Below are 21781 nucleotides of genomic sequence, written 5' to 3' on the forward strand. Positions count from 1 at the left end.
GTCATTCCTCTCTCAGTGGCCCATCAGCTTTTCTACCGCTTTCGGATCCTTGTGAACAGCAAAGCGGTCCACCAGTGTGGCGCTGGCCTCATTCAGGCCGATCATTTCCACCTCGGTGCCTTCCCGGCGGAAGCTGAGCACCACCTTGTCGAGGGCGCTGATGGCGGTGATGTCCCAGAAATGGGCCCGGCTCAGATCGATGCGCACCTGGTCGATGACCTCCTTGAAATCGAAGGCGGCGATAAACTGCTCGGCGGAGCTGAAGAACACCTGGCCCACCACCTGGTATTCCCGGCTGTTGTCGCCGGTTGCTTCCGAGCCCACATAGAGGATCTGACCCACCTTGTTGGCGAAGAAGAGGGCGCTGAGCAGTACGCCCACCAGCACGCCGTAGGCCAGGTTGTGGGTAAAGACCACCACCACCACGGTGGCGATCATCACCAGGCTGGAGCTTTTGGGCAGGGTCTTCAAGTTCTTCACCGAGTCCCAACTGAAGGTACCGATGGACACCATGATCATCACCGCCACCAGGGCGGCCATGGGAATTTGCGACACCCAGGGGCCGAGGAAGACCACCAGGATCAACAGCACTGCGCCGGCCACCAGGGTGGACAGCCGGCCGCGGCCGCCGGACTTCACGTTGATGACGGACTGGCCGATCATGGCACAGCCGGCCATGCCGCCGAGCAGGCCGGTGGCGATGTTGGCGATGCCCTGGCCCTTGCACTCGCGGTTCTTGTCGCTCTGGGTGTCGGTCAGGTCATCCACTATGGTGGCGGTCATCATCGACTCCAGCAGGCCCACCACCGCCAGGGACAGGGAGTAGGGGAAGATGATGGCCAGGGTGTCGAGGTTGAGCGGCACCTGCGGCCACAGGAACACCGGCAGGCTGTCGGGCAGCTCGCCCATGTCGCCCACGGTGCGGATATCGATGCTGAAGGCGATGGCCACCAGGGTCAGTACCACTATGCATACCAGGGGTGAGGGCAGCAGCTTGCCCACCACCGGCACCAGGGGCAGCAGGTAGATGATGCCGAGGCCGGCGGCGGTCATGGCGTAGACATGCCAGGTCACGTCGGTCAGCTCCGGCAACTGGGCCAGGAAGATCAGGATGGCCAGGGCGTTGACGAAGCCGGTGACCACGGAACGGGACACGAAGCGCATCAGCTCGCCCAGCTTCAGGTAGCCGGCGATGATCTGCAGCACGCCGCACAAGAGGGTGGCGGCCAGCAGGTATTCCAGGCCGTGGTTTTTAACCAGGGTGACCATCAGCAGGGCCATGGCGCCGGTGGCGGCGGAGATCATGCCCGGACGGCCGCCGGCGAAGGCGATGACTACCGCCATGCTGAAGGAGGCGTAAAGGCCGATCTTGGGATCGACCCCGGCGATGATGGAGAAGGCGATGGCCTCCGGGATCAGGGCCAGGGCGACCACCAGACCGGCGAGCACATCTCCCCTAATGTTCGAGAACCAGGTTTGCTTGATGCTGGGTAACATTGTGGTTGTTCCAAGGTGGTGGGTAAATGCAGTCCATACCAGGCCGGCGCCAAGGGCGGGCACAGCGGTACGGGAGCCGGGTTTTTGGGTTAAAGCACAGCACTCGCACAAGGGGTGAGCAGGGAGAGAGCAGAATGCGGTAAATGCAGGGCCTGAAGGCTAGGGTGGCGTAATCGCTTTATTCAAAAAATTCATAAAAGTTTAATTTTTTATAAGCTCTGTTCGTTAGGCTGCGGCTATTATAGGTGGCCAGCCGTCCAGGGACAAGGGCGGCTCCGGGTTCGTCCGGATGTCTTGCCGACGCATCCCGGGTGGCAACCAATGGCACTGTTTTTGCTTGGTTTATATTGGTGCAGCAAGAGGGCGCCGGGATCGAGTTCGGATAATAACAACATCAAGAAAGAGGCAATCTATGAATAATAAACGGATGCTGGGCAGCAAAATGCTGGATGTGCTGCAGCACATCGGCCTGATTATCGTCGCCATCTCCACCGTGGTGGCGGTGGGTATTGAAGTCAACACCATGTGGCAGGCCAGAACGGTGACCCTGGCCGATCTGCTGCTGATGTTTATCTACCTGGAAGTGCTGGCCATGGTGGCCATCTACCTGCGTTCCGGCAAGCTGCCCATCCGCATTCCACTCTATATCGCCATCGTCGCCCTGGCCCGCTACCTTATCCTGGACATGAAGGGCATGGACAGCTGGCGCCTTATTACGGTGGCGGGCGCCGCCCTGGTGCTGGCCCTGGCGATACTGGTGATCCGCTTCGGCCATATCCACTACCCCTACGATAAGGACGAAGGCGGACACTGAGGTGCGGGAACTGGGGATTAGGGGTGTCCCCAGTCCTGGCGCTATTTACCCGGCGTGCTCTATCACATGGCGGGCAAAGCCGCTGCCCGCTTCCTCGTAGATGTCAAACACCTCGTCGGCGCCCATATCGCGCAGCTGGGCACCTTCTTCCGGATAGCGGATGATGGCGGCCACCCGGCCCTTGAAATCGGCCTGGTGAATTTGCTCCAGGGCATAGAGGTTACCGGCGTGGTTGGGCATGGCGAGGAAGATATAATCCAGCTGGCCGTTAATATTGGTCTTGTCCCAGAAGTCCGAGTCGGAGGCGTCGCCCTTGATGGCGTTGATGTTCAGCTTCTGCAGCAGCTCCACCTTTTTTTCATCGCTGTCGATGCCGAGCAGCTTGCCGTCGAAACGGCTTTCCAGCTCCATATAGGCGCCCTGGCCGATACGGCCCATGCCGACGATCAGCACCCGGGCGTCGCCCAGCTCGATGGGCATGTCGTCCGGATGCAGGCGCCGCTTTTCCTTAGGCCGGAAGCGTGCAAGCAGGCGGCGGTAGATGTTCTCGTTGTGGCTGTTGAGGGGAGCCGCCGCCACGAAGGAAATGGCCAGGGCGATGGAGGCGACGATGACCCAGTCGTTGCTGAGCAGCCCTTGCTTGGCGGCCAGTGCCGCCACTATCAGCCCGAATTCGGAATAGTTGGTCAGGCTGAAGGTGGCCAGCAGCGAGGTGCGCATGCGCAGGCCGCAGCGGGCGTAAAGCAGGTAGTAGAGCAGGCTCTTCGCCGGCAGCGCCAGCAGCAGTATGGCCGCAATCCACAGGGCGTCGGTGGTGGGCATGCCGTTCAGGCCGATGTTGAGGAAAAAGGCCACCAGGAACAGCTCCTTCATGTTGAAGAAGGACTTGGCCAGGCTTGATGCGCTGTAGTGGGGGGCCAGCATCATGCCGATGATCAGCGCGCCCAGGTCGCCCTTGAGCCCGACCAGCTCGAAGCCGCCCACGCCCACCACCAGCGCCAGGAACACCGCGAACAGGGTTTGCAGCTCGCCGTGGCCGGCCCGCTCCAGGACGCGATAGAACAGCGGCCGCAACAGCGGCAGCAGCACCAGCAGGCTGAGCGCCCAGGGGCTGGGGATCTTGCCGGCGGAGGCGGTAAGGAAGGCCACCGCGAACAAGTCCTGCATCACCAGCACCCCGATGGCGATGCGGCCGTAGAAGGTATTCATGTCGCTGCGCTCTTCCAGCACCTTGACCGCGAACACCGTGCTGGAAAAACTCAGGGCGAAGCCCATCAGCATGGCCTGGCGCCACTCCAGCTCCATCGCCAGGCTGAAGCCGAGGGTTTTCACCGCCAGCAGCACCCCGGTGAACAGCAGGGTGGACAGCAGCACATGGCCGCTGGCCGTGCCCCAGACTTCCTTCTTCAGCAGCGTCTTGATATCCAGCTTGAGCCCGATGCTGAACAGCAGCAGGGTCACCCCTAGGTTGGCCAGGGTCTCCAGGGTATCGTTGCTTGCATAGCCCATGGCGTTGAGCACGAAGCCCGCCGCCAGGAAGCCGATCAGCGGCGGCAGCTTGATCAGGTAAACCGCCAGGCCGCAGCCGAAGGCGATGGCGATAAAAATAGGATCCATGGTGTTTTGTATATTGTTGTCAGTGTGGGGAGGGGGGCTCAAGATGGGCTATAGTGGTGCCGTATGCCTATCTTGTCAATGCAGGGGGAGGTATGGTGGGCCGGAAAAACCAGGCCCTGGAGTGGCCGAAGCATGTTAGCCAATGGGGAGTACCACGATGAACTTCAAGTTGTTGATGGTCTTTGTCGATGATGACAAGACGGAAAAAATACTGGATATGGCGAGAGCCGCCGGCGCCACCGGCGCCACCATCATCACCAGCGCCAAGGGGCTGGGGCTTGAAAAACTGATCGGCCTGTTCGGAGTCGAGCTTTACCGGCAGCGGGATGTGATTCTCATCTTGGTGGAGGAACGGCGGGCCGACTTCGTCTTGCAAGAAATCGTCGATGTCGGCGACCTGGATGAAAGCCTGGGGACCGGCATCGCCGTCATGCTGGATGTGGAAAAGGCCATGGGGCTCACCGAGCACGTGAAAGCGCTGGAAAAACAACACCCGCTGCCCTACTGATACCCGTTCAGCTCACCATTGTGGAGCCGGGCTGCCCTGCCCCGAGTTGCCAGCGGATCTGCTCCAGTTCGTCCGGGGTGCCGAACAATACCAGTACGTCGCCGGTTTGCAGCAGGGTATCCGGCCCGGGCGAAAGGGATCTTTTACCGTCTCTCACCAGGACAGTGGCGATCACCCCCCGGCTGGCCAGATCGAGTTCGGCCAGCCGCTTGCCGATTACCGGGCTTTCTGCCTGCAACTGGACCGGATAGAGCCGGTCCGCCTTTTGCTCGTCCAGTCCTTCCAGGGAGGCGGTGGTGCCGGGGAAGAGCTCTCTCAGCATCTGGTAGCGGCTGGTGCGCTGCTGCTGGATGTAGCTCGCCACCTTATGCAGGGGCACCCGCAGCGACAGCATGGCGTGGGAGGCCATCATCATGCCCGCTTCGAGCGTTTCGGGGATGACTTCGGTGGCGCCGGCGGTACGGAGTTCCTCCACGTGGGTTTCGTCACGTGTCCTCACCATGATCGGCAGCTTGGGGTGATGGCGCTTGAGGTAAGCCAGGGTTTTCAGGGCGGCACTCAGGTCGTCGTGACCGATCAGCAGCAGGCGGGCCTTGCCGGCCCCGGCGGCTTCCAGCACGGCGGGATCCGCGGAATCCGCGAAGAAAACGGGCTCGCCGGAAAGGCGGGCGTCCTTGACTCGCTTGGCGTCCATATCCAGCGCAATATAGGGAATGTGTTCATTTTCCAGGAAGTGGCCGACAATCTGGCCGATACGACCATAGCCGCAGACGATAACGTGATGGTTAAGATGATGCCCTTCCGGAACCTCCTGGCCTTGTTCGGCGATGGGGCTGCGGTTTCGCAAACTGAATAGCCAGGTAGCCAGGGGCTGGTTAAAGCGGATCAGAAAAGGCGCGAGTATCATCGAAAAGAGCACGGCGGTCAGGGCTATCTGGGCGGGCAACACCGCTATCACTTTGGCGTCCAGGGCGATGGCCAGCAGGGCGAAGCCGAACTCTCCCCCCACGGCCAGCACCATACCGGTACGAAAGGCGGTGGGGCCGTCTATCTTCGCCCATCTGACGATGGCGGTGACCAGCAGCAGCTTGATAAGCAATAAAGCGCAGGCGCCGACCAGGGCCTCCAGCCAGATGTCGGGGAGCAGGGCGGGATCGATCAGCATGCCGATGCTGACGAAAAACAGTCCCAGCAGCACATCCCTGAAGGGCCTGACAGTGGAGTCCACCTGATGGCGAAATTCGGTTTCCCCCAGCATCATGCCCGCCAGAAAGGCGCCAAACGCCATGGAAAGTCCCAGGCTCATGGTGGTCCAGGCCGCGATCAGCGACACGAACAGCACCGTCAGGGTGAAGAGTTCGGCTGAGCGTTGCTCGGATACCATATGGAAAAAGGGACGCAGTAAATAACGTCCTACCAGGAAGACGATGGCAAAAGCCGCTAACGCCTTGACCAGGGCGATACCAAGGGCTCCGGCTACCTCCTGGGCGGCGGCGATGCCGAGCACGGGAATGATGATGACGAAGGGCACCGCCGTAATGTCCTGGAACACCGAGAGGGTCGTGCCCAGCTTGCCGTGCCGGGTCTGCTCCTCTCCTTGTTCGGCGAGCTGCTTGCTGATGATGGTGGTCGAGGACTGGGCAAAGACGGCGCCGATCACGAAGGCGGCGATGCCGGGTACGCCCATGGCCCACAGCAGCAGGGCGACCACGGCGGTGGTCAATACCACCTGTGCCGTGCCCAGCCCCAGTATCAGGTGGCGCAGGGCATAAATCTGGGAGAGCGAGAAGCTCAGTCCTATGGTGAACAGCAGGAAGACGATGCCGAATTCGGCGATAAGCTTGATGTAGTGTTCCTCCAGCACCGGGCCGGCGGTGTGGGAGCCGAGCAACACACCCACCAGCAGATAACCCAGGCTCGGGGGGATACGCAGGCGCTGGAACAGCAGCACGATAAAGACCGTCAACCCGAGGAGGATCAGTAATTGTGTGAGTGTCTGTTCAATCATAAGAGGGCTGCTTCATATTAGTCGCTAGGTACCGCTGGGGCTCGGCGAAACGGCAGCGGTACAGAAAGTGCGTCGGGTGTGTCAGAACAGGTCGATCTCGGCGACGGAAGGGTAGATATGCTGGGGACGGAAGGGCATCTTGTCAATATCCGCGACCTGGCTGACGCCGGTGAGCACCAGCACCGTTTCCAGCCCGGCCTGGAAACCGGCGAGGATGTCGGTGCGCAGGTTGTCGCCCACGATCAGGGTGTTTTCGGAATGGGCGTCCATATGGTTGAGGGCGGCGCGCACTATCCAGGCGCTGGGCTTGCCCACGTAGAAGGGCTTTTTGCCGGTCATGCGCTCGATGGGGGCGCACAGGGCGCCGCAGGCCGGGTGCATGTGCGGGCCGTGGGTGTCCGGGTTGGTGGCGATAAAGCGGGCCCCGCCGGCCACGAACTTGGCCGCCATCTGGATCATGCTCCAGTTGTAGTTGCGGGTCTCGCCCACCACCACGAAGTCGGGATCGATGTCGGTGATGGTGAAGCCGGCCTTGTACAGCTCGTGGATCAGGGCCCCTTCGCCGATCACATAGGCCTTTTCGCCGCTTTGGCGCTTGAGGAAGTCGGCGGTGGCCATGGCCGAGGTGTAGAAGCAGTGCTCGGGCACCTCGATGCCGGCGGAATAGAAACGATTTTGCAAGTCTTTGGGGGTTTGCGCCGGGTAATTGGTGAGGAACAGCAGGTTCATCTCCTGCTCCAGCACCCGGCGGATAAAGCCGTCGGCGCCCGGGATCAGATCATTGTTGTGCAGGATGACGCCGTCGATATCACAGATCAGGTTTTTTTTATTCATTCGCTCTCCTCGTCGCCGGTCGGTTCCGGCGCTGTTCCCACTGTCATGGCAGCTTATGACAAATTGATGACAAAGGGTAAGGCTTTTATGAAGCCCTGATACAAGCGAGCAGGGGCCCCAACTGGTTGATACGAGTCTGGATGGTGGCGGCCCGGCGCTGGATATAGGGTGAAGGGCGGCCGGCATGGTAGACCCTGGGATTGGGCAGCACGGCGGCCAGCTGCGCCGCCTGCTGGCGACTCAGGTTGGCGGCGGAGGTATTGAAATAGGCCTGCGCCGCCGCCTCGGCACCGTAGATGCCGGGTCCGAATTCGGCGATATTCAGATACAGGGTCAGGATGCGTTCCTTGGGCAGTATCAGCTCCAGCATGGGGGTGTAGAGTGCCTCCAGCACCTTGCGGCTGTAGCTTCGCCCCGGCCACAGATAGAGGTTCTTGGCGGTCTGCATGCTGATGGTGCTGCCGCCGCGCAACCTGCCTTCGCTGCGGAATTCGTTGAGTACGTCACCGAAGGCTTTCCAGTCGAAGCCCCGGTGGCGGCAGAACAGGTTGTCTTCGGAGGCGATGACCGCCATCTTCAGGTGATTGGAAATATGTGCCGACGGCTGCCAGTCTTTAGCCAGGCCTTCGCCTTCGAACAGCCGGATCACCATCAGCGGGGTCACCGGCACCGGCACATAGCGATAGGCCAGGGTGAGCAGCAGCGGCGCCAGCACCAGCAGGGCGGCCAGCCAGAGTAAACAACGCTTGAGCAAAGGTATCATCAACATAGAGTCCGTAACTGGAGCCTGGCGCACAGGCGCATCGCTTTTTGACCAACCGGTTATATTTTCGCAATGACGGCGGCCGGATTTTTGTTATCTTTAAGGTATCGGGAGCAAGGGAGGAATGCCATGTCCACGTTTATCAATGGATTACCCAAGGTGGAGCTGCACCTGCACATAGAAGGAACCCTGGAGCCGGAGATGGTCTTTGCCCTCGCCGGACGCAATGGTATCACCCTCGATTACGCGGATGAAAGGGCGCTGAAGGCGGCCTACGACTTCAAGGATCTGCAGTCCTTCCTCGACGTCTACTACCAGGGCATGCAGGTATTGCTGACCGAGCAGGATTTTTTCGACATGACCTGGGCCTATCTCGAACGGGCCCACGCCGAGCAGGTGCGCCATAGCGAAATTTTCTTTGATCCCCAGGCCCATACCGACAGGGGAGTGCCCCTGGCGGCGGTGATCGGCGGCATCCATCGGGCGCTGGAACAGGCCCGGCAGCAGTGGGGGCTGACCAGCCGCTTGATCATGTCCTTCCTGCGGCACCTGCCGGAGGAAAGTGCCTTCGAGACCCTGCACCATGCGGAGCCTTTTCGCCACCAGCTGTCGGGCATAGGGCTGGACTCTGCCGAAAAAGGCAACCCGCCGACCAAGTTCACTCATGTGTATGCCGCGGCCCGGGAGCAGGGCTTCCGCCTGGTGGCCCACGCCGGCGAAGAAGGGCCGGCCCAGTATATCCGTGATGCGCTGGATATCCTCAGGGTGGAGCGCATCGATCACGGGGTGGCGGCGGCGGGGGACCGGCACCTGGTGGAACGGCTGGCCCGGGAGCGCGTTCCCCTTACCGTCTGTCCCCTGTCCAACCTCAAGCTCAGGGTAGTGGAGCGCATGAGCGAGCACCCCATGTTGAGGCTGTTGCATGCGGGAGTGTGCGTGACCGTCAACTCCGACGATCCGGCCTATTTCGGTGGTTACATGAACGCCAACTATCAGGCTTTGCAGGATGGGCTGGGCGCCACCGACGGGGAACTGCTGCAGATGGCGCTGAACAGCGTGGAGGCGTGCTGGCTGTCGCCGGAAGAAAAGGCGGTGCTGGCCCGGGAGATCCGGGCCCACGGGGAGGCGGCGGGGCTTACACTCAAGCACTAGTACTAAAGCTATGGCGCCGGCTGCCGATACAGAGCTTAACGGTTAACAGGAGACATCTGGCGTGCGCATTCTTCCCCTGGTGGCGGGGCTGGCTTGGTGCTCGGGCGCCTGGGCCCAGCCCCGCACCTTTATCGCGGATATTGAACAGTCCTTGTGGCGGCTGACGTCGGACTCGGCGGTGGAATGCCGCCTCGAGCACCCCATCCCCGGTTTCGGTACCGGCGCCTTTGTCAGCCGGGCCTCCAAGAACATCAATCTGGTATTCGAATTGAACCCCTTGCGGGCGCTGCCGCGTACCCAGTCCGCCGCACTGAAGAGCGAGCCGCCCCAGTGGCAGCCGGGGCGGGGGGCGCGCAACCTGACCCGGGTGACCTTCTATCAGCAGTTCGACGCCATGGTGGAGCAACAGTCCGCCTGGGTGATGCTGGACGAGCTGAGCGAAGGCCGCTGGCCTATCTTCTATTTCGATGACTGGTACCGTAATAACCAGACCACGGGCGTGGGGCTGTCGTCGGTCAATTTCCGCGCCCGTTACGCCGCTTTTCTCGACTGCCAGCACAACCTGCTGCCCTATGGCTTCGAAGACATCGCGTTCAGCGTGCTCAACTATGTCAACAATGCCGATGAACTGACGGCCCATTCCAGCCAACGGCTGGCGATGATTGCCGAATACGTCAAGGCCGATCCCCATATCGGGGAGGTCGTGATCAACACCTATACCGACAGCTTCGGCAGCGAATACCACAATAAACAGCTGTCCCAGCGCCGGGCCGAGGCCATCAAAGGCCGCTTTATGGAGCTGGGCCTGCCTGCAAACGCCATCTCGCTCGAAGGGCATGGCGAGCGTCGGCCCATCGCCGACAACAGCACCCCGGAAGGGCGGGAGGTCAACCGTCGGGTGGTGATCAGCCTGGGCCGCGAACGGCTCTGAGTCCTTTTGCCGGGCAGAAGGGGATTGGCTTTTGCCGCCGGCTTAGGTAGCTTATGGCCTTTTGCTTTTTTTAGGGATAAGCGCATGACCTGGTTGATGTATCTGGTACTGGGGGCCTTTGCCGGCACCCTGGCCGGACTGTTTGGTGTGGGCGGCGGGCTGATCATAGTGCCGGTGCTGATTTTCAGTTTCAAGTTGCAAGGCATCGGCGGGGACTGGGTGGCGCACATGGCGGTGGGCACCTCGCTCGCGACCATCATGTTTACTTCGTTGAGCGCCATCCAGACCCACCATAGCCGCAAGGCCATCGACTGGCGGCTGGCGGCGTTGCTGTCGGCGGGCATAGTGTTCGGAGCCTGGCTGGGCGGTTTTACCGCCGACAAGCTGTCGGGCCTGCACCTGCAGAGGCTGATCGGGCTCTTTGCCTGGGCCATGGCGGCACAGATGCTGTTTCATCTGGCACCCAAAGGTGGCAGCGGTCTGCCCCGCAAGCCGGTGCAGGTGGCGGTGGGGGGGGTTATCGGCTGGGCCTCGGGCATCTTCGGTATCGGCGGCGGCTCCCTGACGGTGCCCTTCCTCAGCTGGTGCTCGGTACCCATGCAGCGGGCGGTGGCGGTGTCGGCGGTGTGCGGTTTCCCCATCGCCCTGGTGGGGGCGCTCAGCTATGTGGTGCATGGCCTGCCGCATCAGGGGCTGCCCGCCGAGGCCTGGGGTTATGTGTATCTGCCGGCGATGATCGGTATCAGCCTGGCCAGCATGCCCTTCGCACGCTTCGGTGCCATCCTGGCCCATAAGCTCTCGGCCATAGCGCTGAGGCGGGCTTTTGCCGGCTTCCTTATTCTGGTGGGCGCCAAGTTTCTGTTTTTCCCGGGCTGAAGATAGCTACTGTGGGGACTGGGGACTGGTGCAGTTTCCAATCCCTAATCCCTAATCCCTAATCCCTAATCCCTAATCCCTGTTTTTCGTTTTTCCCGCGCCATCAGCCAGTCGTCGGTTTTGGCCACCAGCCAGAGTACCAGCAGGCCGGCGGCCACCAGCAGCAGATAGTGCAGCCACGCCATTATTTCCCCCTGATCCGGCGGATACCGGCTTCGTAACGGCCTTCATCCGAGTCCACCTGGGTCTGGAAGTATTTCAGGAACCACATGTACTGCTCCGGCCAGTCGGTGAGCAGGGCCTCGATCTCCGCGTTCATGGCCCGGGTATCGGCATGAAGATCGGCGGTGGGGTAGGGCGTCATGGCCGGACGGATAATGAGCTCGTAACGGTGCTGTTCGGTATTGTAGACCGAGAGCACCGGCAACACGGTGGCGCCGGTGAGCCGGACCAGCTTGGGCAGGGCCGGCAGGGTCGCCTTGGGCTCGCCAAAGAAAGGCACGAACAGGCTGGCTTCCCGGCCGTGATCCTGATCCGGCAGGTAGAAAAAGTGATTGCCGTCCCTGAGGGTCTTGATCACCGACTTGATGCCCGCGTCCCGCTCGTAGATCAGGCCGCCGAAACGGGTCCGCTGGCGGTTGATAAACCAGTCGAACAGCTCGTTCTTGGCGCTGTGCATCATGGTGCACATGGGCAGGCCGAAGGAGTTGAGGTAGAGACCACCGGCGTCGAGGGTCCAGGTGTGGGGGATCATAAAGATGATCTTGTCGCCGGCCGCCAGGCAGGCGTCCAGGTGTTCCTGGCCCTGCACCCTGAAACGGCTTTGCAGATAGAGCTTGCTGCGGGCGGTCCACTCACCATAACCGAAAAAGCCCATCAGCCCCACCTCGATGGAGTGGCGCAGCATCCGCTCGCGCTCCGCCTCGGGCAGCTCGGGAAAGCACAGCCCGATATTGGTGCGGGCGATATAGCACTGTTTCTTGGCGAAACGGATAAGCAAGGGGGCTAAGGCGGCGGCGACGCGGTCGCGCAGGCGGACCGGGACCCAGGCCAGCAGCCAGAGGGCGGCGATGGCCAGCCAGGTCGGCCAGTATTTGGGGTACAGGTAACGGGGTTTGAACGGGTGCTGGTAAACGGGATCGTGCCCGGACATAACATCATCCTCATAATGACAAGGCGGCAAGTGTAAGAAAAAAACTCGGCTAAATCACCTGTTGCGCTTGGGACGGAAGTAATCCCGGTTCAGGTAGAAGGCGGGATCTTCGTTGGCCGGCCACCAGCCCGGGATGCCGAGCAGCGGCACCGGCAGCAGCGGGCGAGGCCGGTCGAACAGCGCGCTGTGCTCCAGGTGGGTACTCAGCCGGGCATCGAGCAAGGGGTAGCGCTGATGAGTCGGGAGGCGGAAAAATCCGGGCTCCATTTCTACCAGCACCGCCTTGCCGGTGAACCCGATAAAGGGGGACAACGCCTGCTCATAGAGGGCGTGGCCGAAGACGAAAGGCTGCCAGTCCCGGCCCCAGCGGGGGCGATTGGCGAGAAAGAGCTGCTGCCAGTCGTGTTCGAGCAGCAGGGGCTCGAGTTCGTGGCACTCGGGGACGGCCAGCACCAGGCCGCATTCGTCGAAATGGGTGAGCCGGTCGCGCCGGGGTGTGCGCCGGCGGGATCCGCAATCCTCGATATCTTGCATGTGCAGGCGGTTGAGCAGGGCCTTGGTGCGGGGAAACAGATACCAGATCAGCGCCCCGAAGAAGTCGTGCCAGTTGTCCGCGCGAGTGGGCACCATACCCAGGGACACGGCCTCTTCATAGCCACAGCCGAGTTCGGCGAAGTGGTCGTTATCGATAAATCGTACCGGCAAGTGTACGGCCAGCAGCCGGTTAAGCTCGCTCAGGGGCGGCCACCGGACATCTTCTATCGGTACCAGCCCGCCCAGGGTGGCCAGTATGGCGTTACGCTCGGTAAAAGCAGGGTCCCAGTCCATTCTTGCTACCTAAATGGATTAAAACGGCAGAGCATACCCCGAGTCGGCGCCGAGATCAGGATAAAATGAGCGATAATTCTTGGTATCAACCCATTTCCCGGCGGCGCCGGCTTGGATAAGATAGCGCCGTCAAATTCTGCCGCACCCGAGGAATGTGCTGATGAAATGGTTGTTTTCACTGGTATTCGTTATGAGTTTGCTGATCCCCAACGCGCATGCCCAGCCTCCGGGCATCGACGACGTCAAGATAGGCGACAAGTGGCTGCTGGGCCGGGTGGAATGGTTGTGGCTGCCGGTGCTGGGCGACAACGTCAAGGCACGCATCGATTCCGGCGCCAAGACCTCGTCCATGAGCGCCACCGAGATTGAAGAGTTCAGGAAAGACGGCAAGCGCTGGATCCGCTTCAGCTTCAGCCATAAGAACCACCTGGAGCAACTGGAGGCCCCGCTCAGCCGCTATGTGCGCATCCGCCAGGCCAACAGCAAGAAGCTGGACCGGCGCCCTGTCATCCTGCTGCCGGTGCAGTTGGGCGGCATGGAAAAAGAGGTGGAGTTCACCCTCAAGGACCGCACCCGCATGATCTACCCGGTGCTGCTGGGGCGCGAGTTTATGGCCAAGGACGTGCTGATAGACCCCTCCCGGCTCTATATCCAGCCGCTGCGGGAGAAATAGGCTTGGAAGCTTGAAGCTTGAAGCTTGAAGCTTGAAGCTTGAAGCTTGAAGCTTGAAGCTTGAAGTTAGATGCTTCCGGCTTCCGGCTTCCGGCTTCCGGCTTCCGGCTTCCGGCTTCCGGCTTCCGGCTTCCGGCTTTCAGCGTGCCCGCATGCGGAACGCCCGGTAGATGCACAGGGCGGCCCCGCCCCAGGTAATGCCCAGTCCGATCAGCATCATGATAATGGCGCCCGTGGTCATACGCTTGCCTCCTTCTTGCTGGTGGTATTGATGGTGATGGCCACGACCAGCATCACCGCTATCATGCCCCAGCCCATAAACAGGATCTCGCTGTTGGAATAGCCGCCGTAGTTCTCCCGGAAGGCGCCCAGGATGTTGCCGAACAGGATCACCACCAGCATGGCGATGGAGACATACTTGATGCAAATGAGCCACCAGGCGCCGACGGCGAAATCGGACAGGCGGTTGGCATGGTCGCGGAAGTCTTCCAGCCGGCACAGCCAGCCCACCAGCAGCAATTCGAGCAGGCAGGAGCCGAGCAGGGCGATGTTGTTGATAAAGTAGTCCACCAGATCCAGCAACAGCAGGCCGCCCTGGGTAATGAACAACAGGCTTACCACGAAACCGACGCCGCAGAAGACGGTCGAGGTTCTGGCCCGGCTCCAGCCCAGCTTGGCCATCAGGCCCGCGGTCACCGCCTCGGCGATGGAAATATGGGAACTGATGCCGGCAAATACCAGGGCCAGGAAGAACAGGGGCCCCATGATGCCGGGGGCGGGCAGCAAATTGATCGCCGCCGGCAGGGTGACGAAGGCCAGGCCCACGCCGGAACTGACTACTTCGGTCAGCGCCTTGTCCTGGGCCATGGCCATATAGCCCAAGGCGCCGAAGATCAGGATGCCGGCCACCATGGAAAAGCCGCAGTCCATCAGTGCCGTTATGGAAGCGTTGTTGTTGATATCCGACTTTTCCGGCAGGTAGCTGGCGTAGGACAGCATGATGGCGAAGCCCACGCTCAGGGTGAAGAAGATCTGGCCGTAGGCGGCGGACCATACCTTGAGATCCCAGATCTTGCTGAAGTCGGGGGCGAACATCCAGTTGATGCCGTCCACCGCGCCGGGCAGGAAGACGATGCGGCCGATCAGCACCAGCACCAGCAGGAACAGCAGCGGCATCAGTACCTTGTTGATTTTCTCGATGCCGCCCCTGACGCCCCTGTAGGTAGCGTAATAGGTGGCGGCCCAGGCCAGGCACAGGGGGGGCAGCAGGTGCCACTGCAGGCCGCCCAGGCTGGAGGGAGCATTGTCGCCGGTGAGCCCCAGGAACTCCCCGAAGAAGAAGGCATTGCTGTCATCGCCCCAGGACTGGCCGACGGCGAAATAGACATAGGAGATGGCCCAGGCGATCACCACCACATAGTAGAAGGCGATGATGGCGGAGATCATCACCTGGAACCAGCCCAGCCATTCGAAGCGGGCGTTCAGGGCCTTGAGGATACCGGGCGCGCCGGTGCGGTATTTGTGCCCCAGGGTGAACTCCAGGATCATAAAGGGGATGCCGGCGGTGAGCAGGGCGAACAGGTAGGGGATAAAGAAGGCCCCGCCACCGTTCTCGTAGGCCACATAGGGAAAACGCCAGATGTTGCCCAGCCCCACGGCCGAGCCCACGGCGGCGAGCACGAAGCCGGCACGGGTACCCCATTGTTCTCGTTGCATAAGTCCACTCCTTGAACAGGCTCTTTGCTTCTAAGGATAGATAAGGCTCCGGAGGGCGCCCATTTTTGTTGTTGCACAGTTGTTGGGAGGAGGGAGGGCGTTATCCGGGGGCTAGCGCCGGCAACGGTGTCGACCGGAACGAGAAGACGTAGCCGGTAGCGTTTATTTATGCGAAACAGGGCGCTCACGGCAGGCCCTGATGGTGATTTTGTGCATAAAATTTCAGCGTTGCCGGATACCTGGATTCTAATGAAATTTATTTATAACCGCCCCGCAATGTGGTTTGTTTTTAGTTTGTTAAATACTTATTAAACAGTATGTTGAAAATTAAGCTTAATACATTAACCATTAGAAAAGCTAATTATATAATCGAATAAAAGTTGGTTGAGTCGGTCGGTCCGCCTCACTATCCTGTGGCCTGAATCACATCAGGAGGTGCACCATGAATGCAATCAACTACCAGAACATCGACCTTGTCAGCACCGAACCGCATGCCGCCGAACCCGGCCTGCTGGCCACCCTCGGCCTATGGCTGCAACGCAGCCGCACCCGTCGCCAGCTGTCCGAGCTGCCGACTTATCTGCTGAAAGACATCGGCCTGAACGAAGCGGAACGCTACCAGGAAGTCAGCAAGCCGTTCTGGCAACAGTAATCGTCAGCAAGGATGCGCCCATAAAAAAGCCGCTGGATATCCAGCGGCTTTTTTGTTTTCGGCAGGGCTCAGCCGAGCACGAAGAAATAGAAGGCCAACAGGCCGACACAGACCAGATTCAGGAAGAAGCCGGCCTTCATCATGTCGCGCTGGCGAATCAAGCCGGAGCCGAACACTATGGCATTGGGCGGGGTCGCAACCGGCAGCATAAAGGCGCAGGAGGCGGACACCGCGATGACCGAGGCCACCATCACCGGCGTCAGCCCCAAGCCTTCGGCCACCGCCACGAATACCGGGATCAGCAGGGCGGCGCTGGCGGTGTTGGAGGCCAGCTCGGTGAGGAACACCACGAAAGCGGTGATGGCCAGCAGGATCACGAAGGGATTGGCATTGCCCAGCAACTCGGCCAGGTGGTGGGCCAGAAACAGGCTGGTGCCGGTTTCCCGCAGGATATGGCTCAGGGTCAGGCCACCGCCGAACAGCAACAACACGCCCCAGTCGGTGTGCTTTTCAATATCCTTCCATTCGGCCACCCGGCTGATGCCGATCAAGATGATGGCCAGCAGCGCCACCAGGGTATCGAAGGCGGCGAGGTTGCCGAGGGCGGCGGAAACCGGGCCGGAAAATATCCACAGGGCCACCGTCAGGATAAAAATGGCCAGGGTGATCTTGCGTTTGCCGGTCCAGCCGATATGTTCCTGCACCAGCTCGATGCGCTCATTCAGCCGGGGGCGGAACAGCAGGTACAATACCCCTATGGCCACCGGCAACAGCAGCAGGGTGATCGGCAGGCCCAGCGCCATCCAGTCGCTGAAGCTCAGGCCCACCTCGGCGGCGGCAATGGCATTGGGCGGGCTGCCGACCAGGGTGGCGATGCCGCCGATGCTGGCGCTGTAGGCGACCCCCAGCAGCACGAACACGAAGGTGTTGCGGTGCTGTTGCTCATCCAGACAGGAAAGCAGGCCCAGCGCCAGCGGCAGCATCATGGCGGCGGTGGCGGTATTGCTGATCCACATGGACAGGAAGGCGGCGGTCACGAACAGCAGCAGCACCGCCGCGCTCAGCCGACCTTTGGCCAGCACCAGGATGCGCCCGGCGATCAGCCGGTCGAGTTGCTGGCTATGCATGGCGGCGGCCAGGGCGAAGCCGCCGAGAAACAGGAAAATGATGGAGTTGGAAAAGTTGCTCAGGGCGGCATTGGTATTGAGGATGCCGAGCAGGGTCGCCAGCAGCGGCACCAACAGGGCGGTAATGGTAATATGCACGGCTTCGGTCAGCCAGAGCACGGCAATAAAAATGAGCAGGCTGAGGCCCTTGTTGACGTTGTCTTCGAAGGGCAGGGTGGTGAGCAGGATCAGGAACAGGGCGATGTTGGCAATCAATACGCCCCATTTGGCCCTGATATTAACAGCTTGCTGCGAAAGTTCTCCAGACATGTTTATTTCTCGTTATGTTATTGTTTTGTATAAGGTTGTAAGTATATCACCCGGCAATGGATACAACAGATGACGAGTTCTGTAAAACAACGTATTTTTCTGCTGCCGCGCAGGGTCGCCCTGCTGTGCGGCCTGCTGATACTGTTGCTCATGGCCGGCTACGGCGGCCACGAGTACCGGCAGTACCGTTACTACCTGGCGTTGCAACAACAGGCGGATCCGGTGATCGACACCCTGCATCATCTTCATCACAGGGTGATGACCGAGCTGGAAAGCGGCCTGTTGCTGGATGAGCAGGTCCGCTTCCTGTCGTTGAGGCTGTCGCGCTTTGCCCGTTTTTTGGAACAGCAGCAGGGGCCGCCGGCAGCAACGAGCGAGGTGCTTGCGGAGCTGAACCGCTATCTGGAAAACCTGCGTGCCCTGCAGGATGCCGACATCCACAGTCGTTATGCGTTGCAAACCTTCATCGACAGTCTCCGGACGCCGGCAACGATGGCGAACCGCGCCGCCCTGGAGCGGTTGGTTCAGCTTAGCCGGCTCTATCTGAATGCGCCCAGCCTGTTGTTTGTCTATGAGCTGGAACAGGAGGCGGAACGGTTGCTGCGGGGTGGAAATACGGAGCTGCAGGCGAGCCATCAGCAGCATCAATTGTATCTGGACAGTTTGAAAGCGCTGATCGGCCTGCGCCGGCACATGGCGGCCGATGATATTTCCGCCTTGCTGGCGCGCAGGGCCGCCTGGCAGCAGCAGGGCGAAGACAGCTGGGAGCGCCTGCTGCTGCTGCTGGCATCGGCATTGCTGCTGATCTTCAGCCTGGGGCTGTTGCTGCTGTATGCGCGCAACCGCCAGCTGCAAGAGGGCAGCCGGGCTTCTTATGCCCTGGCCCAGGCCAAGACCGATTTTCTGGCCAACATGAGCCACGAAATCCGTACGCCGATGAATGCCATTATCGGCTTTTCCTCCTTGTTGCAGCAGACGCCGCTGGATGACCAGCAGTCCGAATACCTGAAAAAAATCAAGAGCTCGTCCGACAACCTGCTGCTGCTGATCAACGATATCCTGGATTTGACCAAGGTCGAGGCGGGCAAGCTGGAGCTGGAAGACATCGAGTTCGATCTCAATGAGCAACTCGAGCGACTGTCGGCGCTCTTCGCCGACATGTCCGAGCAGAAACAGCTGGAAGTGATCATCAGCAAGGCACCGGAAGTGCCCGACAGGGTACGAGGGGATCCGCTGCGCCTGGGCCAGGTGCTGGTCAATCTGGTGAGCAACGCGGTGAAGTTTACCGAGCGTGGTGAAGTGGTGCTGTCGGCCCGGGTTGTGCACGAGCCGGATCCCCGTCTTTGCTTCGAGGTCAGGGATACCGGCATCGGCATCATGCCCGAGCAACTCGATAAACTGTTCCTTTCCTTTACCCAAGTGGATGCCAGTACCACCCGCAAGTACGGCGGCAGCGGTCTGGGGCTCAGTATCAGCCATCACCTGGTGCAGTTGATGCAGGGCAGCATTCGGGTAGCGAGCCTGCCGGGACGGGGATCGACCTTTACCGTGACCCTGCCGCTGCGTGCGGCGGAGCGCCTCGACGACAGCGCCACCGAGCCGGTGTTTGTGCCGGGGCAGAAAGTGTTGCTGGTGGACGATAACGCGCTGGTGATCGAGATGATGAGCCAGCTGCTTCGGCGGGCCGGTTTCGTGGTTTACGCCGCCCAGGATCTGGACGGCGCCAAGGCACTGATCCAAAAGCGCGGCAGCGAGCTCAGGCTGGCCCTGATCGACTGCTGCCTGGGCCAGGACAACGGCCTGGACGTGGCCCGCTATCTGGTGCAGCAGCCCCATTTGCAGGATATCGGCATCGTGATCATCAGTGCCTTCGGCCGGGAGCGTCCCTCGGCGCAGATGCGGGCGCTGGGCATCGACCATTACCTGTCCAAGCCGGTGACCCAGAGCAGCCTGCTCGGCTGCCTGTCCCGAGTCCTCCATGCCCCGTCCGGGCCGCATCTCCGGCCAGCGGCCGTCGGCCAACCGGATACCGAGTTCTATCGCGGCCGGCTGGCGGGACGGCAGATACTGCTGGCGGAAGACAACAGGGTCAACCAGCAACTGATCGTGGAATTCCTGAAAAAAGTCGATGTCGCCGTCACGCTGGCGGACAACGGCCGGCAGGCGGTGGAGCAGATGGCCCGGCGCACCTTCGACGCCATCCTGATGGACTTGCAGATGCCGATCCTGGACGGGGTGGAGGCGACCCGCCAGATCCGCAAGCTCAGGGTAAACCACGATATTCCCATCATCGCCCTGACCGCCAGCGCCATGCGGGGGGATCGGGAGACCAGCCTGGGGGCCGGCATGAACGCCTATGTGACCAAACCGGTGCATCGCTTCGACCTGTACCAGGCCTTGGTACAGGCGATCGGCAGCGGGGGCATGGCCGACCCGGCCGGGGACGCGTGCGCGGACCATGCGGCCGCGCCCGCCGGGCCACTCCCGGTACCGGAGCCCGTTGCCGCACAGCGGCATCAGGGCCAGCGGTACTTTGCCGAGCAACACCAGGATGATATCTGGTTATTGCAGGCGGCCCTGGCCGGTCCGGACTGGCAGGACGCGCTCGCTACCGTGCGGGCACTGGCCGAGGGCGCCGAGGCCTGCCGGGCGGAGGCTCCGGCGACACTGGCCCGGGAGCTGGAACAACGGCTGCTCCATAAGCAGTTGCCGGATCCGGAGCAGATCCGCGCCCTGGCCCAGGCCATCGCCGATATCCGGGAGCGCAGCGCGCGGTAACGGCAAGATCCCTGTTTTTACGATTTTGAGATATTTGTCACATTTGCGGGCATCGTGGTTTTATGTGCCGATTTTAGTAAATAAGTTGGAATTTTATACCAACCAAAAATCTTCGCTCAGATAAAGATGGAACCCCCTTGTTTACTGCCCATTTACAGGCCGCTCCCGCCTGGAAGTGGGCTTTGTTTTGCTCTGGATTTTATTTCTTTTTTAGATGATATTGTTGCCGTGAGCGCATCTTGATAGGGGAGTGTTATGAAAGTATTAGTGTTGGGTAGTGGGGTCGTCGGTGTCACCAGCGCCTGGTATTTGTCGCAACTGGGCCACGAGGTGGTGGTGATCGACCGCCAACCCGACGCGGCGGAAGAAACCAGTTTCGCCAACGCCGGCCAGCTGTCGTTCGGCATGACCTCGCCCTGGGCCGGCCCCGGTATTCCGCAGAAGGCGGTCAAGTGGATGTTCCAGTCCCACGCTCCCCTGAAAGTACGGCCCAGCCTCAATCCGGCGCAGTGGCAGTTTATGCTGTCGATGCTGGCCAACTGCAATGAAAAATCCTACGGCATCAACAAGTCGCGCATGGTGCGGGTATCCGAATACAGCCGCCAGTGCATCAACAGCCTGCAGGAAGAGCTGCAGCTGCCGTTCGAAGGCCGCAAGAAGGGCCTGCTGCAGGTGTTCCGCACCCAGAAGCAGGTAGATGATGCCGCCAAGGACATCAAGGTGCTGCAGGACTTCAAGGTGGCCCATGCCATGCTCAACGTAGACGAGTGCATCGCCCGTGAGCCGGCCCTGGCCCGGGTCAAGGACAAACTGGTGGGTGGCCTGCACTTCCCCGACGATCAGACCGGTGACTGCAACCTCTTTACCAAGGCCCTGGTAAAGAAATGCCAGGACAAGGGTGTGGTGTTCAAGTTCGGTACCGAGATCAAGGCGTTGGTCAGCGATGGCGATCGGATCCGTGGGGTGCAGACCGCCAACGGCCTGGAAACCGCCGATCAGGTGGTGGTGTGCATGGGCAGCTATTCTCCCTTCCTGCTCAATCCGCTGGGCATTCGCCTGCCGATTTACCCGGTGAAGGGCTACTCCCTGACCATAGAGGTGAAGCAGGATGCGGACGCGCCCCAGTCCACGGTGATGGACGAAACCTTCAAGGTGGCCATCACCCGTTTCGACAATCGCATCCGTGCTGCCGGCACCGCCGAACTGGCCGATTTCAACGGCGATCTGCCCAATGCGCGCCGTGAGACCATCGCCCATTCGGTGAAAAGCCTGTTCCCGGAAGGCGGCAAGGTGGACGAAGCCATCTTCTGGAGCGGTTTCCGCCCCATGACCCCGGACGGTACCCCCATTATCGGCGGCACCCGTTACAAGAACCTGTGGTTGAATACCGGTCACGGTACCCTGGGCTGGACCATGGGCCCGGGCTCCGGCAAGCTGATTGCCGATCTGGTCAGCGGCAAGCAGCCGGAAATCGACGATAACGGCCTGGCCTTCAGCCGCTACGGCTGACTTAAGCTGGAAGCTAGAACTGGAAGACTGAGGCCGG

Annotated in this window: 19 protein-coding genes; 9 read left to right on the forward strand and 10 right to left on the reverse strand. The window is 60.9% G+C overall.

Annotated features, from left to right (window positions below; translation table 11 throughout):
* Window positions 1-12 precede the first annotated feature (12 nt).
* A complete protein-coding gene (locus JKV55_RS07495; protein ID WP_202083779.1) occupies window positions 13-1497 on the reverse strand; it encodes a SulP family inorganic anion transporter in 1485 nt (494 codons plus the stop codon).
* 412 nt (window positions 1498-1909) lie between these two features.
* Here JKV55_RS07495 and JKV55_RS07500 point away from each other — a divergent pair, with 412 nt between their 5' ends.
* Window positions 1910-2311, forward strand: coding sequence for a phosphate-starvation-inducible protein PsiE (locus tag JKV55_RS07500; RefSeq protein WP_202083781.1), 402 nt, complete (start codon window positions 1910-1912; stop codon window positions 2309-2311).
* 45 nt (window positions 2312-2356) lie between these two features.
* Here JKV55_RS07500 and JKV55_RS07505 read toward each other — a convergent pair whose 3' ends face one another.
* The gene (locus JKV55_RS07505; protein ID WP_202083783.1) at window positions 2357-3928 is read right to left on the reverse strand and encodes a cation:proton antiporter domain-containing protein; all 1572 of its coding nucleotides are present in this window, start codon (window positions 3926-3928) and stop codon (window positions 2357-2359) included.
* A gap of 157 nt (window positions 3929-4085) precedes the next feature.
* Here JKV55_RS07505 and JKV55_RS07510 point away from each other — a divergent pair, with 157 nt between their 5' ends.
* Window positions 4086-4436 (forward strand): P-II family nitrogen regulator, encoded by a 351-nt coding sequence (locus tag JKV55_RS07510; RefSeq protein ID WP_096779113.1) that lies wholly within the window; start codon window positions 4086-4088, stop codon window positions 4434-4436.
* Window positions 4437-4443: 7 nt separating this feature from the next.
* On the opposite strand, the gene JKV55_RS07515 is transcribed toward JKV55_RS07510, so the two are convergent.
* From JKV55_RS07515 to mtgA, 3 genes are all read right to left on the reverse strand, one after another.
* The gene (locus JKV55_RS07515) at window positions 4444-6444 is read right to left on the reverse strand and encodes a monovalent cation:proton antiporter family protein (RefSeq protein ID WP_202083786.1); all 2001 of its coding nucleotides are present in this window, start codon (window positions 6442-6444) and stop codon (window positions 4444-4446) included.
* Window positions 6445-6525: 81 nt separating this feature from the next.
* Window positions 6526-7278, reverse strand: a complete 753-nt coding sequence (locus tag JKV55_RS07520) for an HAD-IIA family hydrolase (RefSeq protein WP_202083788.1) — start codon at window positions 7276-7278, stop codon at window positions 6526-6528.
* 85 nt (window positions 7279-7363) lie between these two features.
* Entirely contained in the window at window positions 7364-8047 is a 684-nt protein-coding gene (mtgA, locus tag JKV55_RS07525; protein WP_237332736.1) for a monofunctional biosynthetic peptidoglycan transglycosylase, read from the reverse strand.
* A gap of 123 nt (window positions 8048-8170) precedes the next feature.
* Between mtgA and JKV55_RS07530 the strand changes: the two genes are divergently transcribed.
* The 3 genes from JKV55_RS07530 to JKV55_RS07540 all read left to right on the forward strand — a co-directional run bounded on the left by JKV55_RS07530 (window position 8171) and on the right by JKV55_RS07540 (window position 11000).
* Window positions 8171-9193, forward strand: a complete 1023-nt coding sequence (locus tag JKV55_RS07530) for an adenosine deaminase (protein ID WP_202083790.1) — start codon at window positions 8171-8173, stop codon at window positions 9191-9193.
* Between the two features lie 61 nt (window positions 9194-9254).
* The gene (locus JKV55_RS07535) at window positions 9255-10124 is read left to right on the forward strand and encodes a flagellar protein MotY (RefSeq protein WP_202083792.1); all 870 of its coding nucleotides are present in this window, start codon (window positions 9255-9257) and stop codon (window positions 10122-10124) included.
* 84 nt (window positions 10125-10208) lie between these two features.
* The gene (locus JKV55_RS07540; protein WP_202083794.1) at window positions 10209-11000 is read left to right on the forward strand and encodes a sulfite exporter TauE/SafE family protein; all 792 of its coding nucleotides are present in this window, start codon (window positions 10209-10211) and stop codon (window positions 10998-11000) included.
* Between the two features lie 184 nt (window positions 11001-11184).
* Here JKV55_RS07540 and lpxM read toward each other — a convergent pair whose 3' ends face one another.
* Window positions 11185-12153 (reverse strand): lauroyl-Kdo(2)-lipid IV(A) myristoyltransferase, encoded by a 969-nt coding sequence (gene lpxM / locus JKV55_RS07545; protein WP_202083796.1) that lies wholly within the window; start codon window positions 12151-12153, stop codon window positions 11185-11187.
* A gap of 54 nt (window positions 12154-12207) precedes the next feature.
* Entirely contained in the window at window positions 12208-12981 is a 774-nt protein-coding gene (locus JKV55_RS07550) for a DUF3025 domain-containing protein (RefSeq protein ID WP_202083798.1), read from the reverse strand.
* Window positions 12982-13171: 190 nt separating this feature from the next.
* Here JKV55_RS07550 and JKV55_RS07555 point away from each other — a divergent pair, with 190 nt between their 5' ends.
* Window positions 13172-13654 carry an ATP-dependent zinc protease family protein gene (locus JKV55_RS07555; protein WP_202083800.1) on the forward strand — a complete coding sequence of 161 codons (483 nt, stop codon included), beginning with the start codon at window positions 13172-13174 and terminating at the stop codon, window positions 13652-13654.
* Between the two features lie 138 nt (window positions 13655-13792).
* Here JKV55_RS07555 and JKV55_RS07560 read toward each other — a convergent pair whose 3' ends face one another.
* Window positions 13793-13894 carry a MetS family NSS transporter small subunit gene (locus JKV55_RS07560; RefSeq protein WP_202083801.1) on the reverse strand — a complete coding sequence of 34 codons (102 nt, stop codon included), beginning with the start codon at window positions 13892-13894 and terminating at the stop codon, window positions 13793-13795.
* The gene (locus JKV55_RS07565; RefSeq protein ID WP_202083803.1) at window positions 13891-15369 is read right to left on the reverse strand and encodes a sodium-dependent transporter; all 1479 of its coding nucleotides are present in this window, start codon (window positions 15367-15369) and stop codon (window positions 13891-13893) included. Before JKV55_RS07565 ends, JKV55_RS07560 begins: the two co-directional genes overlap by 4 nt.
* A 442-nt stretch (window positions 15370-15811) precedes the next feature.
* On the opposite strand from JKV55_RS07565, the gene JKV55_RS07570 reads away from it, so the two are divergent.
* A complete protein-coding gene (locus JKV55_RS07570) occupies window positions 15812-16021 on the forward strand; it encodes a DUF1127 domain-containing protein (RefSeq protein ID WP_202083805.1) in 210 nt (69 codons plus the stop codon).
* 68 nt (window positions 16022-16089) lie between these two features.
* On the opposite strand, the gene JKV55_RS07575 is transcribed toward JKV55_RS07570, so the two are convergent.
* The gene (locus JKV55_RS07575) at window positions 16090-17457 is read right to left on the reverse strand and encodes an SLC13 family permease (protein ID WP_202083814.1); all 1368 of its coding nucleotides are present in this window, start codon (window positions 17455-17457) and stop codon (window positions 16090-16092) included.
* 69 nt (window positions 17458-17526) lie between these two features.
* Between JKV55_RS07575 and JKV55_RS07580 the strand changes: the two genes are divergently transcribed.
* Both JKV55_RS07580 and JKV55_RS07585 read left to right on the forward strand, forming a co-directional pair.
* Window positions 17527-20235, forward strand: a complete 2709-nt coding sequence (locus JKV55_RS07580) for a hybrid sensor histidine kinase/response regulator (RefSeq protein ID WP_202083816.1) — start codon at window positions 17527-17529, stop codon at window positions 20233-20235.
* Window positions 20236-20490: 255 nt separating this feature from the next.
* Window positions 20491-21744, forward strand: coding sequence for a D-amino acid dehydrogenase (locus JKV55_RS07585; RefSeq protein WP_202083818.1), 1254 nt, complete (start codon window positions 20491-20493; stop codon window positions 21742-21744).
* Window positions 21745-21781 lie beyond the last annotated feature (37 nt).

The organism is Zobellella iuensis (assembly GCF_016746085.1).
Taxonomy (GTDB): Bacteria; Pseudomonadota; Gammaproteobacteria; order Enterobacterales; family Aeromonadaceae; genus Oceanimonas; species Oceanimonas iuensis.

Bases quoted from the DNA above. Each gene is read 5' to 3' on its own strand.
- JKV55_RS07510 (WP_096779113.1), top strand. From the start codon at position 4,086: ATGAACTTCAAGTTGTTGATGGTCTTTGTCGATGATGACAAGACGGAA.
- JKV55_RS07495 (WP_202083779.1), bottom strand. From the start codon at position 1,497: ATGTTACCCAGCATCAAGCAAACCTGGTTCTCGAACATTAGGGGAGAT.
- JKV55_RS07575 (WP_202083814.1), bottom strand. From the start codon at position 17,457: ATGTCTGGAGAACTTTCGCAGCAAGCTGTTAATATCAGGGCCAAATGG.
- JKV55_RS07520 (WP_202083788.1), bottom strand. From the start codon at position 7,278: ATGAATAAAAAAAACCTGATCTGTGATATCGACGGCGTCATCCTGCAC.
- JKV55_RS07515 (WP_202083786.1), bottom strand. From the start codon at position 6,444: ATGATTGAACAGACACTCACACAATTACTGATCCTCCTCGGGTTGACG.
- JKV55_RS07530 (WP_202083790.1), top strand. From the start codon at position 8,171: ATGTCCACGTTTATCAATGGATTACCCAAGGTGGAGCTGCACCTGCAC.
- JKV55_RS07580 (WP_202083816.1), top strand. From the start codon at position 17,527: ATGACGAGTTCTGTAAAACAACGTATTTTTCTGCTGCCGCGCAGGGTC.
- JKV55_RS07570 (WP_202083805.1), top strand. From the start codon at position 15,812: ATGAATGCAATCAACTACCAGAACATCGACCTTGTCAGCACCGAACCG.
- JKV55_RS07560 (WP_202083801.1), bottom strand. From the start codon at position 13,894: ATGACCACGGGCGCCATTATCATGATGCTGATCGGACTGGGCATTACC.
- JKV55_RS07505 (WP_202083783.1), bottom strand. From the start codon at position 3,928: ATGGATCCTATTTTTATCGCCATCGCCTTCGGCTGCGGCCTGGCGGTT.
- JKV55_RS07585 (WP_202083818.1), top strand. From the start codon at position 20,491: ATGAAAGTATTAGTGTTGGGTAGTGGGGTCGTCGGTGTCACCAGCGCC.
- mtgA (WP_237332736.1), bottom strand. From the start codon at position 8,047: ATGTTGATGATACCTTTGCTCAAGCGTTGTTTACTCTGGCTGGCCGCC.
- JKV55_RS07500 (WP_202083781.1), top strand. From the start codon at position 1,910: ATGAATAATAAACGGATGCTGGGCAGCAAAATGCTGGATGTGCTGCAG.
- JKV55_RS07565 (WP_202083803.1), bottom strand. From the start codon at position 15,369: ATGCAACGAGAACAATGGGGTACCCGTGCCGGCTTCGTGCTCGCCGCC.
- lpxM (WP_202083796.1), bottom strand. From the start codon at position 12,153: ATGTCCGGGCACGATCCCGTTTACCAGCACCCGTTCAAACCCCGTTAC.
- JKV55_RS07540 (WP_202083794.1), top strand. From the start codon at position 10,209: ATGACCTGGTTGATGTATCTGGTACTGGGGGCCTTTGCCGGCACCCTG.
- JKV55_RS07550 (WP_202083798.1), bottom strand. From the start codon at position 12,981: ATGGACTGGGACCCTGCTTTTACCGAGCGTAACGCCATACTGGCCACC.
- JKV55_RS07555 (WP_202083800.1), top strand. From the start codon at position 13,172: ATGAGTTTGCTGATCCCCAACGCGCATGCCCAGCCTCCGGGCATCGAC.